The organism is Streptomyces sp. NPDC090445 (assembly GCF_044769385.1).
GTDB lineage: Bacteria > Actinomycetota > Actinomycetes > Streptomycetales > Streptomycetaceae > Streptomyces.
This window is the reverse complement of record NZ_JBIVXV010000002.1, coordinates 598,554-611,220: the sequence shown is the minus strand read 5'-3', so window position 1 is coordinate 611,220 and position 12,667 is coordinate 598,554. Positions and strand designations below refer to the sequence as shown.

The 12,667-nt window shown below is 71.8% G+C and carries 11 protein-coding genes and 2 tRNA genes; 12 read left to right on the top strand and 1 reads right to left on the bottom strand.

What is annotated here, in order from left to right; genetic code table 11:
- The first annotated feature begins 240 nt into the window (after positions 1 to 240).
- The 3 genes from ACIQUT_RS07515 (at position 241) to ACIQUT_RS07505 (ending at position 3,366) form a co-directional block, all read left to right on the top strand.
- Positions 241 to 1,518, top strand: coding sequence for a glutamate-5-semialdehyde dehydrogenase (locus ACIQUT_RS07515; RefSeq protein ID WP_403560404.1), 1,278 nt, complete (start codon positions 241 to 243; stop codon positions 1,516 to 1,518).
- Between the two features lie 77 nt (positions 1,519 to 1,595).
- Positions 1,596 to 2,150 (top strand): hypothetical protein, encoded by a 555-nt coding sequence (locus tag ACIQUT_RS07510; protein ID WP_403560402.1) that lies wholly within the window; start codon positions 1,596 to 1,598, stop codon positions 2,148 to 2,150.
- Between the two features lie 67 nt (positions 2,151 to 2,217).
- Positions 2,218 to 3,366 (top strand): hypothetical protein, encoded by a 1,149-nt coding sequence (locus ACIQUT_RS07505; protein ID WP_403560400.1) that lies wholly within the window; start codon positions 2,218 to 2,220, stop codon positions 3,364 to 3,366.
- Here the strand turns inward: ACIQUT_RS07505 and ACIQUT_RS07500 are convergent.
- Positions 3,350 to 4,474 (bottom strand): M48 family metallopeptidase, encoded by a 1,125-nt coding sequence (locus tag ACIQUT_RS07500; RefSeq protein ID WP_403560399.1) that lies wholly within the window; start codon positions 4,472 to 4,474, stop codon positions 3,350 to 3,352. The genes ACIQUT_RS07505 and ACIQUT_RS07500 overlap by 17 nt on opposite strands.
- A 140-nt stretch (positions 4,475 to 4,614) precedes the next feature.
- Here ACIQUT_RS07500 and ACIQUT_RS07495 point away from each other — a divergent pair, with 140 nt between their 5' ends.
- From ACIQUT_RS07495 to leuS, 9 genes are all read left to right on the top strand, one after another.
- On the top strand, positions 4,615 to 4,782 hold the full coding sequence (locus ACIQUT_RS07495; RefSeq protein WP_403560397.1) for a hypothetical protein: 168 nt from the start codon (positions 4,615 to 4,617) through the stop codon (positions 4,780 to 4,782).
- 98 nt (positions 4,783 to 4,880) lie between these two features.
- Positions 4,881 to 5,498, top strand: a complete 618-nt coding sequence (gene nadD / locus ACIQUT_RS07490; protein ID WP_403560395.1) for a nicotinate-nucleotide adenylyltransferase — start codon at positions 4,881 to 4,883, stop codon at positions 5,496 to 5,498.
- A gap of 25 nt (positions 5,499 to 5,523) precedes the next feature.
- A complete protein-coding gene (locus tag ACIQUT_RS07485) occupies positions 5,524 to 7,344 on the top strand; it encodes an LCP family protein (RefSeq protein ID WP_403560393.1) in 1,821 nt (606 codons plus the stop codon).
- Positions 7,345 to 7,473: 129 nt separating this feature from the next.
- Positions 7,474 to 7,917, top strand: coding sequence for a ribosome silencing factor (gene rsfS / locus ACIQUT_RS07480; protein WP_179176141.1), 444 nt, complete (start codon positions 7,474 to 7,476; stop codon positions 7,915 to 7,917).
- A gap of 74 nt (positions 7,918 to 7,991) precedes the next feature.
- A complete protein-coding gene (locus ACIQUT_RS07475; RefSeq protein WP_403560636.1) occupies positions 7,992 to 8,612 on the top strand; it encodes a histidine phosphatase family protein in 621 nt (206 codons plus the stop codon).
- Positions 8,613 to 8,735: 123 nt separating this feature from the next.
- A tRNA-Ala gene (locus tag ACIQUT_RS07470) sits at positions 8,736 to 8,808 on the top strand.
- 144 nt (positions 8,809 to 8,952) lie between these two features.
- Complete coding sequence (locus ACIQUT_RS07465) at positions 8,953 to 9,186, top strand: hypothetical protein (RefSeq protein WP_008738908.1); 234 nt, start codon at positions 8,953 to 8,955, stop codon at positions 9,184 to 9,186.
- A 134-nt stretch (positions 9,187 to 9,320) separates the two neighbouring features.
- Positions 9,321 to 9,393: transfer RNA gene (locus ACIQUT_RS07460), tRNA-Ala, on the top strand.
- A 266-nt stretch (positions 9,394 to 9,659) separates the two neighbouring features.
- Positions 9,660 to 12,530, top strand: coding sequence for a leucine--tRNA ligase (leuS, locus tag ACIQUT_RS07455; RefSeq protein ID WP_403560391.1), 2,871 nt, complete (start codon positions 9,660 to 9,662; stop codon positions 12,528 to 12,530).
- The last annotated feature ends 137 nt before the right edge of the window (positions 12,531 to 12,667 follow it).

The following is a 12,667-nucleotide window of genomic DNA, read 5'->3' as shown; positions in this document are numbered from 1 at the left end:
GCCGGACGCTGCCGGGCCGGACGCTGCCGGGCCGGACGCTGCCGGGCCGGACGCTGCCGGGCCGGACGCTGCCGGGCCGGACGCTGCCGGGCCGGACGCTGCCGGGCCGGACTCCGCCGTGCCGGCCTCGGGCGTGGGCCGCGGGCCGTGCCCGGGCGGGCGCGGGACACCGGGCCGCGGGGGCGTCTCGCGGGGTGGAAGGGAGGCCGGGCCCGCCGGGGTGGGGATTACCCTGGCGGCATGACCTCGCTCGATGCCACGACCTCGCCCGTCCTCGCCACCGCACAGCGCGCCCGTACCGCCGCCGCGGTCCTCGCCCCCCTCCCGCGGTCCGCCAAGGACACCGCGCTCCTGGCCATCGCCGACGCGCTGGAGGCCCGTACCGACGAGATCGTCGCCGCCAACGCCGTCGACACCGACAAGGCGCGGGCCGCCGGCACGAGCGAGACGGTCATCGACCGCCTGACCCTCACCCCGGAGCGGGTCCGCGCCATCGCCTCCGACGTGCGCGACGTCGTCGCCCTCCCCGACCCCGTCGGCGAGGTCGTCCGCGGCTCGACCCTCCCCAACGGCATCGACCTGCGCCAGGTCCGCGTCCCGCTCGGCGTCGTCGGCATCATCTACGAGGCCCGCCCCAACGTCACCGTCGACGCCGCCGCCCTCTGCCTGAAGTCCGGCAACGCGGTCCTGCTCCGCGGCAGCTCCTCCGCGTACGCCTCGAACACCGCGCTCGTCGGGATCCTCCGCGACGCCGTCGAGAGCACCGGCATCCCCGCCGACGCGATCCAGCTCGTCCCCGGCGAGTCCCGCGACTCCGTCCGCGAGCTGATGCGCGCCCGCGGCCTCGTCGACGTCCTCATCCCGCGCGGCGGCGCCTCCCTCATCAAGACCGTGGTGGAGGAGTCCACCGTGCCGGTCATCGAGACCGGCACCGGCAACTGCCACGTCTACGTCGACGCGCAGGCCGACCTCGGCACGGCCGTGGACATCCTGATCAACTCCAAGGCCCAGCGGCCCTCCGTCTGCAACGCCGCCGAGACCCTCCTCGTCCACCGCGACATCGCCGACGCCTTCCTGCCGCTCGCCCTCGACGCGCTCGCCGACGCCGGCGTCACCGTCCACGGCGACGACCGGGTCCTCGACGCCGCCCGCGACTCCAAGGTGATCGCGATGCGCGCCACCGACGAGGACTGGGAGACCGAGTACCTCTCGTACGACATCGCCGCCGCCGTCGTGGACTCCCTCGACGACGCCGTCGCCCACATCCGCCGCTGGACGTCCGGCCACACCGAGGCGATCGTCACCACCTCGCAGGCCGCTGCCCGCCGGTTCACCCAGCTGGTCGACTCGACCACCGTCGCCGTGAATGCATCCACCCGGTTCACGGACGGTGGCCAGTTCGGCTTCGGCGCCGAGATCGGGATCTCCACCCAGAAGCTGCACGCCCGCGGCCCGATGGGCCTTCCCGAGCTCACCTCCACCAAGTACATCGTCACCGGCGACGGTCACGTCCGGTAGCCGACCGCTGAACTCCGTGTGGCCGGATTTCGGCTGACAGCCTGCCCAAAGCACCCCCTCAGGTCTACGCTGGTCCCGTGCCGGACGACGTGGGGGGCAAGTACCCGGACAACGGGGAGCCCGACGACGACCGCGGAGGCGCGGATTTCGACTTCGCCTCCGTGGTGTTCGACGAGGACTTCGTCCGGAGGGCCGAAATCCAGGAACCCAGCGCGCTGGAACGCCAGCGCGCCGCCGACCACCGGGCCCGCGCCGAGGCCGAGGCCGCCCGCGCCCTGCCCGGCGGCTGGACCTCCGACGAGGACCCCGACGGCTACGGCTACGGTCGCCCCGACGGCCACGGCTTCGACGACCCCGCCTGGGAGTACGGCTACGGACCAGGCCACCCCGACGCCCCGTACGGGGCCTACGGCGGTAGCCTCCGCCCCTACCGCGGCCGCTCGCCGTGGCTGCGCCCGGTCGCCTGGGTCCTCGCCGTCGTGATGGGCCTCGGCATGGTCGCCCTCGCCTTCAGCGCCGTCTACCGCAGCGCCTCGGGCGAGCCCGAGCCCGCTCCCGCACCCGCCAGCACCCCGCTGAAGGAAGTCAGCAGCGTCGGGGCGTTTATGGACCCCGCCGGCCGCCAACCCTGAAGGTACGACCCCGCTCCCGTTCACCGGAGCCGGGGGCTTCTCTGAAGCGGGACCAGCGGGAGAAGCAATGGCCGTGCCAGCAGATCCACCCGACGGCACCCCCGACGGCATCGGCGGGGGCGACGAGGAGTTCCGGCGGGACGACTACGAGTACGAGTACCGGTCGGTGGTGTTCGACGAGGACTTCGTCCGGGCGGCCCGCCTCCAGGAGTTCTCCGCCCAGGAGCGGATGGGCGAGCACGCCCGCGCCGTGCGCAGCCGTTCCCTCTGGTCCGGCAGCGGCTCCGCCCGCCCCGGGAACGGCACCCCCAGCCGGAGCGCCCGGCAGGGGCTGCTGCTCGTGCTGCTCATCGCCCTGGCCTTCTCCTCGGCTGTCTACCTCGGCCTGCGCAACCCCGCCGCACCCGTGCCCGACACCAGGACGGAGCCGCTGACCAGCACGGTCATCCCGCTGGCGCCCACCGTCCCGGTGCCCGGCGGGCAGCCCGCCGACCTGTACGCGAACAGCCCGGCGGCCGATTTCCGCGTCGGGGCGGCCGGGATCGCCCTGCCCGCCGTGCGCCGCACCCGGCACTTCACCGACGGGCAGGTCGTCACGGCCCTGTCCATCGCCAAGGACTACCTGGTGCAGTCCTCCCTCGACCCGGACGTCCTGGCCGGCACCGCCACCCGGCCGGTGCGCGTCCTGGTCGACCCCGACCAGCTGGACCAGTTCGACCGCAGCATGGCCTCGCCCTCCGGCGACGGGCGGCACGCGGCCACCGGCTGGCTGGTCCGCTTCGACCCCGGCACCGCCGTCGTCGCCGACTCCCGCGTCCGGGTGAGCGGGAACCTCGCCTTCGACGAGGTCTCCCCGGACGTGCTGGAGGTGACCACCGATCACACCTTCGTGTACGCCGTACGGCCGGCCGCCGGCGCACCGCCCGCCGCGGACGGTGCCTCGCTGTTCACCGTCCGCCGCGAACTGCGGCTGCGCTTCGACCGGGAGGACCTCGCGACCCGGCGGGCGGAACTGGTCTCGGCCTACGTCATGGCCGGGCCCCAGTCCTGCTCCGCCGAGCCCGCCGAGGGCTTCCGTCCGCTCCCGGCCGGAGCCGGGCCGACCACGGTCGGCCCCGCCGCGAGCGACCCGTACGCCAGCGGCCACCCGCGGCGCAGCACCGGCCTCTGCGGCGTGCTGGCCCCGGCGGCGGCCCCGGTCAGCCCTGCGGGGTAGAGCCCCCGCCCGAGTCCCCGGCGGCGGAGCCGGGAGCCGAGTCGGAAGCGGAGCCGGAGGCCGAGCCCGATCCCGCCGCGGAGCCGCCCGCCCCGGTGAACCGGTCGCGCAGCCGCCCGCCCAGGTCGGCCGTCCCGCCGGCGATGTCGCCCACCAGCTTCATCAGCGGATCCTTGCTGGTGCGGACCGAGTCCGCGTAGTGCGCAGCCGACTGCCGGAAAGAGTCCGTGACCGAGGCGTCCTTGTCCTCGTCCCGCCGTGGGTAGTGGCCGTCCATGATCCGCTGGTAGTCCCGGCTCTCCGCCCACTTCTTCAGCTCGGCCGCGCGGACCGTGGTGAAGGGGTGCGTCCGCGGCAGCATGTTGAGGATCTTCAGCACGGAGTCGCGCAGGTCTCCGCTCTGCTCGTACTCCTCGGCCTGGGCCAGGAAGGAGTCCACGTTCATCTCGTGCAGGTGGTTGCCGCCCGCGATCTTCATCAGCCCGCGCATCGAGGCCTGCACGTCCTGGCCGACCAGCAGGCCCGCCCGATCCGCCGACAGCTCCGACTTGCGGAACCACTCCCGCAGCGCGGTCACGATCGCCGTGATCGCCACGTTGCCCAGCGGGATCCACGCCACCTTCAGCGCCAGGTTCGTCAGGAAGAGCAGCACCGTGCGGTACACGGCGTGGCCCGACAGCGCGTGGCCCACCTCGTGGCCCACGACCGCCCGCATCTCCTCCTCGTCCAGCAGCTCCACCAGAGCCGTGGTCACCACGATGATGGGCTCGTCCAGGCCGATGCACATCGCGTTCGGCTTGGGGTCCTGCTGCACGTACATCTGCGGGACCCTGTCCAGGTCCAGGATGTAGCAGGCGTCGCGCAGCATCTCGTACAGGTGCGGGAACTGCGTCTCGCCGACGCGCACCGACTCCGACAGGAACAGCAGCCGCAGGCTGCGCTCCGGCAGCAGGCCGCTCATGGCCTTGAACACCGTGTCGAACCCGCTCAGCTTGCGCAGCGCCACCAGTGCGGACCGGTCCGCCGGGTGCTCGTACGCCCGCGAGGAGATCCCGGGGAACCTCCTGCGGTCCCGCGCCGGTGCCTTCTCGAAAACCGTCCCGCTCATGACGCCTCCCCCTTGATCGGCCAGCTCTTCACTGCGTCTATCCTCTCCAACGCCTGAGTCGGCGCGAGCGTGCCCCAGGCCCCCGCATACGATGTGAGCGAAGTCTCCGCCCGCTCCCCGACTCGATAGGTATCTGCCTGATGAGCCTCACGTCCACCGCCCACTCCCTGGTTCTCCTCGCCTCGGAGGGGGCCGAGCAGCACGGCGGCAACCACGACAGCCTGAACCCGTACGTCACCGGCGGTGGCGCCTTCGTCATCCTGCTGCTGATGCTCTGGGTGACCACGCGCCTGAACCGCGACCGCTGAGCCGCGACCGCTGAGCCGCGCTCGCGTGAGCTGCGCTCGCGCACGCGCTCGAATGCGCGAGCCCGCACCGCTCCGCCGGGCCAGTAGGCTCTGCGCTCATGGGAGAGCAGGAGATGCCTACCGGCCCGGTCAAGCGCCGGCTCGGCGTGATGGGCGGGACTTTCGACCCGATCCACCACGGACACCTGGTGGCCGCCAGTGAGGTGGCCGCCCTGTTCCACCTCGACGAGGTGGTGTTCGTACCGACCGGCGAGCCGTGGCAGAAGTCGCAGCGGGCCGTGTCCCCCGCCGAGGACCGCTATCTGATGACGGTCATCGCGACGGCCTCGAACCCGCAGTTCTCGGTGAGCCGCATCGACATCGACCGCGGCGGACCGACGTACACGATCGACACCCTGCGGGACCTCAGCGCGCTCAACCCGGACGCGGACCTGTTCTTCATCACCGGTGCCGACGCCCTCGCGCAGATCCTGACCTGGCGGAACGCCGACGAACTCTTCTCCCTGGCCCACTTCATCGGGGTCACCCGGCCGGGCCACCTGCTCACCGACGACGGACTGCCCGAAGGCGGGGTCTCCCTCGTCGAGGTGCCCGCGCTGGCCATCTCGTCCACGGACTGCCGCACCCGGGTGGCCCAGGGCGACCCGGTCTGGTATTTGGTGCCCGACGGTGTGGTGCGCTACATCGACAAGCGTGAGCTGTATCGGGGAGCCTGAGCTTCCGGAACAGAAGGGGCCCGCGGTGAACGACCGACAGCAGCCGTACGACCCGTACGCCTCCCAGGAGCAGCAGTTCATCGGCTACGACGCGTACGGTCGGCCCGTGTACGGCCGGGCGCCCGCGCAGCCCGGCGCCCCGCAGGCCCCGCAGTACGACGTGTACGGCCGGCCGTACGACCACGGCCACGGCGGCCCGTCCTACGGCGGCGGACAGCAGTACCACGAGCAGCCGCAGCCCGCCCCGCAGCACCAGCCGCCACCGGGCCAAGGCGCCTACGACGGCCAAGGCGCCTACGACGGCCGCGGCGGCTACGCCGGGTACGGCGGACACGACAACTACGACGGCCACGACAACTACGGCGGACATGACGGCTACGGCGGCTACGAGTCCCCTCCGGCCCCGCAGGCCCAGCAGCCGACCCTCCAGGCCCAGCAGTGGATCCCGCAGCAGGCCGGCCGGGAGCCCGCCGCCCCCGGAGCCGCCCCGGGGCAGCCCCGGACCCCGCAGGTCCCCGAGCCGCGCCGCGCCGCCGACGGCCACAGCGGTGACGGCGGCGCCGGCATCGACGCGCCTCCCGACTACCGCACCGAGCAGTTCGCCTTCATCGACCAGCCGGACGAGGACTCCGAGGACGTCATCGACTGGCTCAAGTTCACCGAGAGCCGCACCGAGCGCCGCGAGGAGGCCCGCCGCCGAGGCCGCAACCGGGTGGTCGCCCTGATCGTCGTCCTCGCCCTGTTCGTCGTCGGCGGCGCCGCCTACCTCTGGTACGCGGGCAAGCTGCCCTTCCTCGACGGCCCCGGCCGGAAGGAGGGCGCCGCGGCCGCCGCCGGGCCGCAGAAGCGCGACATGATCGTCGTGCACGTCCACAACACCAAGAAGGGCGGCACCTCCACCGCCCTGCTCGTCGACAACGTGACGACGCAGAAGGGCGCCACCGTCCTGCTGCCCAACACCCTCGGCGTCCCCAAGGACGACGGCACGGGCACCCCGCTCGGCAAGGCCGTCGAGGAGGGCGGCCTCGGCGTGCGCGAGTCCCTCGACTCGGTGCTCGGCACCCGCATCGGCGGCACCTGGCGCCTGGACACCCCGTTCCTGGAGAACCTGGTCGAGCTGGTCGGCGGCATCGAGGTCGACACCGACACCGCGGTCCCGGCCGACGACGCCGTCAAGGCCCCTGCCGTCGCCCAGGGCGCGAAGCAGCACCTCAGCGGCGCCATGGCCGTCGCGTACGCCACCCACCGCGTGCAGAACGAGCCCGAGGCCAAGCAGCTGGAGCGGCTCGGCAAGGTGCTGTACGGCACCCTCCGCAAGATCCCCGGCGATCCGAAGTCGGCGACGCTGACGGTCGAGAGCATGGGCCAGATCCTCGACCCGTCCCTGAACGCCCAGACCCTCGGCGCCATGCTGTCCAAGCTGGGCGAGCACGCCAAGGAGGGCCCCTCCGGGTATCGCACGGACGTGCTCGGCGTGAAGCCCGACGGCGCCCTCACCGACGTCGCCAACAAGAACGTGGTCAAGGAGGTGCTCGGCGGCAGCTTCACGGCAGCCCAGGCGGGCACCGCCCCGCGCGTCGGCCTGCGGGACGCCACCGGCGACGAGAAGACGCAGACGGCGGCCAAGGTCGCGCTGATCAACGGCGGCTACACGTTCGTCGAGGGCGGCAAGGCCGGCGCGACCCAGCCGGCCACGCAGATCACGTACCAGGACGACGCACAGCGCGCGCAGGCCGTCGAGGTCGCCAAGACGCTGGGGCTGCCGGAGACGGCGGTGAAGAAGGGCGAGAACGCGGTGAACGCCGATGTCGTGGTGACCCTGGGCAAGGACTACAAGCCGTCCTGACCCGGGCCCGGCCGGCTCCTCGGCCGGGTCCGCGTCGTGCCGCCGCCCGCGCCGGACGTTCGCGCGGGCGGCATCGGCGGTACATGAGACCCTTGTAGGGATCTGCCCGCCAACCCGAAAGCATGGCCAGTGACCGCCACGGACCGCTCCATCGAGCTCATCACCACCGCCGCCCAGGCGGCGGCCGACCGCCTCGCGCACGACATCATCGCCTACGACGTCAGCGACGTGCTGTCGATCACCGACGCCTTCCTGCTCGCCTCGGCGCCCAACGACCGCCAGGTCAAGTCGATCGTCGACGAGATCGAGGAGCGCCTGCTCAAGGAGCTCGGCACCAAGCCGGTGCGCCGCGAGGGCGACCGCGACGCCCGCTGGATCCTGCTCGACTACGTCGACATCGTCGTCCACGTCCAGCACAGCGAGGAGCGGGTCTTCTACGCGCTGGAGCGCCTGTGGAAGGACTGCCCCGAAATCGAGCTGCCCGAGGACGCCAAGCTCACCAAGGGCAAGGCGGAGGAGTACGCGAAGCTGCGCGAGGCGCAGGGCGACGACCTGGACGGTGATCTGTTCTGAGCACAAGCCCCGACACGAGGACGAGCGCCCGCAAGGGCGAAGGGGCGCCTCGGGCCGCCCGTACCGGCCGGAAGATCGTCCTGTGGCGGCACGGCCAGACCGCCTGGAACCTGGAGCGCCGCTTCCAGGGCTCCACGGACATCCCGCTGACCGAGACCGGTGTGGCGCAGGCGCGCCGCGCCGCACGGCTGCTGGCGTCCCTGAAGCCGGACGCCATCGTGGCGTCCGACCTCCGGCGCGCCTCCGCCACGGCCGCCGAGCTGTCCGCCGTCACGGGCCTGCCCGTGGCGCGCACCGCCGCACTGCGCGAGACGTACGCCGGCGAGTGGCAGGGCCTCACGCACGACGAGATCCTGGAGAAGCACGGCGAGCAGTACGCGGCGTGGAAGCGCGGCGAGCCCGTCCGCCGCGGCGGCGGGGAGCTGGAGACCGAGGTGGCCGACCGGGCCGCCCCGGTGGTGCTGGAGCACGCCGGGCAGCTGCCGCAGGACGGCACGCTCGTCGTGGTCAGCCACGGCGGCACGATCCGTACGACCATCGGCCGGCTGCTCGGGCTGGCCGCGCACGACTGGGAGAGCCTGGGCGGGCTCTCCAACTGCTGCTGGTCCGTCCTGGGCGAGGGCGCCCGCGGCTGGCGCCTGCTGGAGCACAACGCCGGCACGCTGCCGGAACCGGTGCTCGGCGACGACGACTGAGCTGCTGCCGGGCCCCGTCCGGAGGCCCCCGGGACCCGGATTTCACTTTCGGGCCGGTCACAGGCTAAAGTTCTTCTTGTTCGCAGCGCAGAACACCGGAAACGGGGCAGCGAGGCGGAGAGCGGGGCTATAGCTCAGTTGGTAGAGCGCCTGCATGGCATGCAGGAGGTCAGGAGTTCAATTCTCCTTAGCTCCACAATCAGGATCCCGTCCCCAACAGGGGGCGGGATCTTTGGTGTTTGATCCTCGTGCGCTTGCTGACCTGCCGCGCACCCGCGTGGCAGAATCGGACGGCCGGCGGGGGAGTCGACGGCCCGACGCGGGAGGGAGTCGCTGACGGATGGGTGCACACCGGCGGCGGTGCGACTGGTGCAACAACGGCACGCCGATCGTGCGGGACATGGACCCGGTCAACCCCGACTACCAGTACTGGTGCGAGGAATGCGCACGGGCGCTGATCATCAAAGGCGACCCGATCGAGACGTACCGGGAGCTGGAGGGCGAGCCGATCTACGGCCGCCTCCTCGACGAGCACTGCACGCTCAAGCGGTTCTACCAGTTCGCCCGCGCCTGACGGGTCGAAACGGACAAATCGACCCGCCGGAAACCGATTTTGGGAGTTGGCCCGGGGCCGTGTAATGTTCTGGATGTCGCCAGGGGGAACTGGCAAGGGAAACCGAGAAGGGGCCCGGCGGCAGAGAGAAACAAGGGGCTATAGCTCAGTTGGTAGAGCGCCTGCATGGCATGCAGGAGGTCAGGAGTTCAATTCTCCTTAGCTCCACAGTGAAGAAGCGGGCCACCCGGATCGGGTGGCCCGCTTCTCGTTGTGTGGAACGATCGAGCGGCCGCCAGGACCGCTGCGGTACCCTGGCGCCATGCGTGCCGTACGCCTTCTGCTTACCGAGCCGCGCTGATCAGTACCGACCCTTCGAGAAGGTCGGCATCGGCGCGGCGTCCCCTCCTGTGCGAGGGGCTTTTTCGTTTGAGCGAGCAGATTCGTTTGAGTGAGCAGAGCCGGCAGAGACGATCGATGGAGCTTCCGAAAACATGAGCGAGACGAACACCCCGGCCCCCGAGGCGGCCGAGGCGCACCGTTACACGGCTGCCGTGGCCGCCGACATCGAGGCACGCTGGCAGGACGTATGGGACGCGCAGGGCACCTACGAGGCCCCGAACCCGACGGGTGACCTGGCCGGTGCCCCGGCGGTCGTCGCGCGCCCCAAGAAGTTCATCATGGACATGTTCCCGTACCCGTCCGGTGCGGGCCTGCACGTCGGCCACCCGCTCGGCTACATCGCCACCGACGTCTTCGCCCGCCACCAGCGGATGACCGGCCACAACGTCCTGCACACCCTGGGATTCGACGCCTTCGGCCTGCCCGCCGAGCAGTACGCCGTGCAGACCGGCACGCACCCGCGCGTGTCCACCGAGGCGAACATCGAGAACATGAAGGCGCAGCTGCGCCGGCTCGGCCTGGGCCACGACAAGCGCCGCTCCTTCGCGACGATCGACCCGGACTACTACAAGTGGACCCAGTGGATCTTCCTGCAGGTCTACAACTCCTGGTACGACACCGACGCGCAGAAGGCCCGCCCGATCGCCGAGCTGGTCGCCTCCTTCGAGGACGGCTCCCGTGAGGTCCCCGGCGGCCGCGCCTGGGCCGACCTGACCGCCGTCGAGCAGGCCGGCGTGCTGGACGAGTACCGCCTGGCGTACCCCTCGGACGCGCCCGTGAACTGGTGCCCCGGTCTGGGCACCGTCCTGGCCAACGAGGAGGTCACCGCGGACGGCCGCTCCGAGCGCGGCAACTTCCCGGTCTTCAAGGCCCGGCTGAGCCAGTGGAACATGCGGATCACCGCGTACGCCGACCGGCTGCTGGACGACCTGGACGCGCTGGACTGGCCCGAGGCCATCAAGCTGCAGCAGCGGAACTGGATCGGCCGCAGCGAGGGCGCCCGCGTCGACTTCGCCGTGGGCGGCGACGCCATCACCGTCTTCACCACCCGCCCCGACACCCTGTTCGGCGCCACCTACATGGTGCTGGCGCCCGAGCACCCGCTGGTCGAGAAGATCGTCCCGGCCGAATGGCCCGAGGGCACCCACCAGGTGTGGACCGGCGGCTCCGGCACCCCCGGCGAGGCCGTGGACGCGTACCGCAAGCAGGCCGCCGCCAAGTCCGAGGTCGAGCGCCAGGCCGAGGCCAAGGACAAGACCGGTGTCTTCACCGGCGCCTACGCCACCAACCCGGTCAGCGGCGACCAGGTCCCCGTCTTCATCGCCGACTACGTGCTGATGGGCTACGGCACCGGCGCGATCATGGCCGTCCCGGCGCACGACTCCCGCGACTTCGCCTTCGCGCAGGCCTTCGAGCTGCCGGTCCGCTGCGTCGTGGAGCCCTCGGACGACCGCGACGCCGACCCGGCCGAGTGGGACGACGCCTTCACCTCGTACGACGGCACCATCGTCAACTCGACGGGCGAGGGCATCTCCCTGGACGGCCTGACCGTCGTCGACGCCAAGGCCGCCATCACCGCCTGGCTGGCCGAGCAGGGCATCGGCGAGGGCACCGTCAACTTCCGCCTGCGCGACTGGCTGTTCAGCCGCCAGCGCTACTGGGGCGAGCCCTTCCCGATCGTCTACGACGAGGACGGCGTCGCGCACGCGCTGCCCGAGTCGATGCTGCCGCTGGAACTGCCCGAGGTCGAGGACTACTCGCCGCGCACCTTCGAGCCCGACGACGCCGCCTCCAAGCCGGAGACCCCGCTGTCGCGCAACGAGGCCTGGGTCAACGTCGAGCTGGACCTGGGCGACGGGCGCGGTGTCCGCCCGTACCGCCGCGAGACCAACACCATGCCCAACTGGGCCGGTTCCTGCTGGTACGAGCTGCGCTACCTGGACCCGCACAACGCCTCGGCCCTGGTCGACCCGGAGATCGAGCAGTACTGGATGGGCCCGCGCGAGAGCGCGCCGCACGGCGGCGTCGACCTGTACGTGGGCGGCGCCGAGCACGCGGTGCTGCACCTGCTGTACGCCCGCTTCTGGTCGAAGGTCCTGTTCGACCTGGGCCACGTCTCCTCGGCGGAGCCGTTCCACAAGCTGTTCAACCAGGGCATGATCCAGGCGTACGCGTACACCGACGAGCGCGGCATGTACGTCCCGGCCGCCGAGGTCGAGGAGCGGGACGGGGCCTGGTTCCACGAGGGCAAGCAGGTCAAGCGCGAGCACGGCAAGATGGGCAAGTCCCTGAAGAACGCCGTCACGCCGGACGAGATCTGCGAGGAGTACGGCGCCGACACGCTGCGCCTGTACGAGATGGCCATGGGCCCGCTGGACGTCTCCCGCCCCTGGGACACCCGCGCCGTCGTCGGCCAGTTCCGGCTGCTGCAGCGCCTGTGGCGCAACATCGTGGACGAGGAGACCGGGCAGGTCACCGTCGTCGACGGGGAGCCCGGCGAGGACACCCTGCGCGCGCTGCACAAGGCGATCGACGGGGCCGGGGCGGACATGGCGGGCCTGCGCTTCAACACCGCCATCGCGAAGATCACCGAGCTGAACAACTTCCTGACCAAGGCGGGCCGCCCGCTGGAGCGCTCGGTCGCCGAGCGCCTGGTCCTGCTGGTCGCGCCGCTGGCCCCGCACATCGCGGAGGAGCTGTGGAGCCGCCTGGGCCACAGCGCGTCCGTCGTGCACCAGGACTTCCCGGTGGCCGACCCGGCGTACGTGGTGGACGAGACCGTGACCTGCGTCGTGCAGATCAAGGGCAAGGTCAAGGCGCGCCTGGAGGTGCCGCCGACGATCTCCGAGGGCGACCTGGAGCAGCTGGCACTGGGCGAAGCGGCCGTGGTGGCGGCGCTGGGCGGGGCCGAGATCCGCAAGGTGATCGTGCGCGCGCCGAAGCTGGTGAACATCGTCATCTGATGGCCGGGCCCGGCCCGGCCCGGACCGGACTGGCCCGGCTTGGCCGGGCTTGGCCTGGTCTGACGTCCGATGTCTGACGTCGGGGTATTCCCGTACGGGCAGGTTGGGGGTTCGAATGGAACCCCTGGCCTGCCCGT

Bases quoted from the DNA above. Each gene is read 5' to 3' on its own strand.
- ACIQUT_RS07515 (WP_403560404.1), top strand. From the start codon at position 241: ATGACCTCGCTCGATGCCACGACCTCGCCCGTCCTCGCCACCGCACAG.
- leuS (WP_403560391.1), top strand. From the start codon at position 9,660: ATGAGCGAGACGAACACCCCGGCCCCCGAGGCGGCCGAGGCGCACCGT.
- ACIQUT_RS07495 (WP_403560397.1), top strand. From the start codon at position 4,615: ATGAGCCTCACGTCCACCGCCCACTCCCTGGTTCTCCTCGCCTCGGAG.
- ACIQUT_RS07500 (WP_403560399.1), bottom strand. From the start codon at position 4,474: ATGAGCGGGACGGTTTTCGAGAAGGCACCGGCGCGGGACCGCAGGAGG.
- ACIQUT_RS07505 (WP_403560400.1), top strand. From the start codon at position 2,218: ATGGCCGTGCCAGCAGATCCACCCGACGGCACCCCCGACGGCATCGGC.
- nadD (WP_403560395.1), top strand. From the start codon at position 4,881: ATGGGAGAGCAGGAGATGCCTACCGGCCCGGTCAAGCGCCGGCTCGGC.
- ACIQUT_RS07465 (WP_008738908.1), top strand. From the start codon at position 8,953: ATGGGTGCACACCGGCGGCGGTGCGACTGGTGCAACAACGGCACGCCG.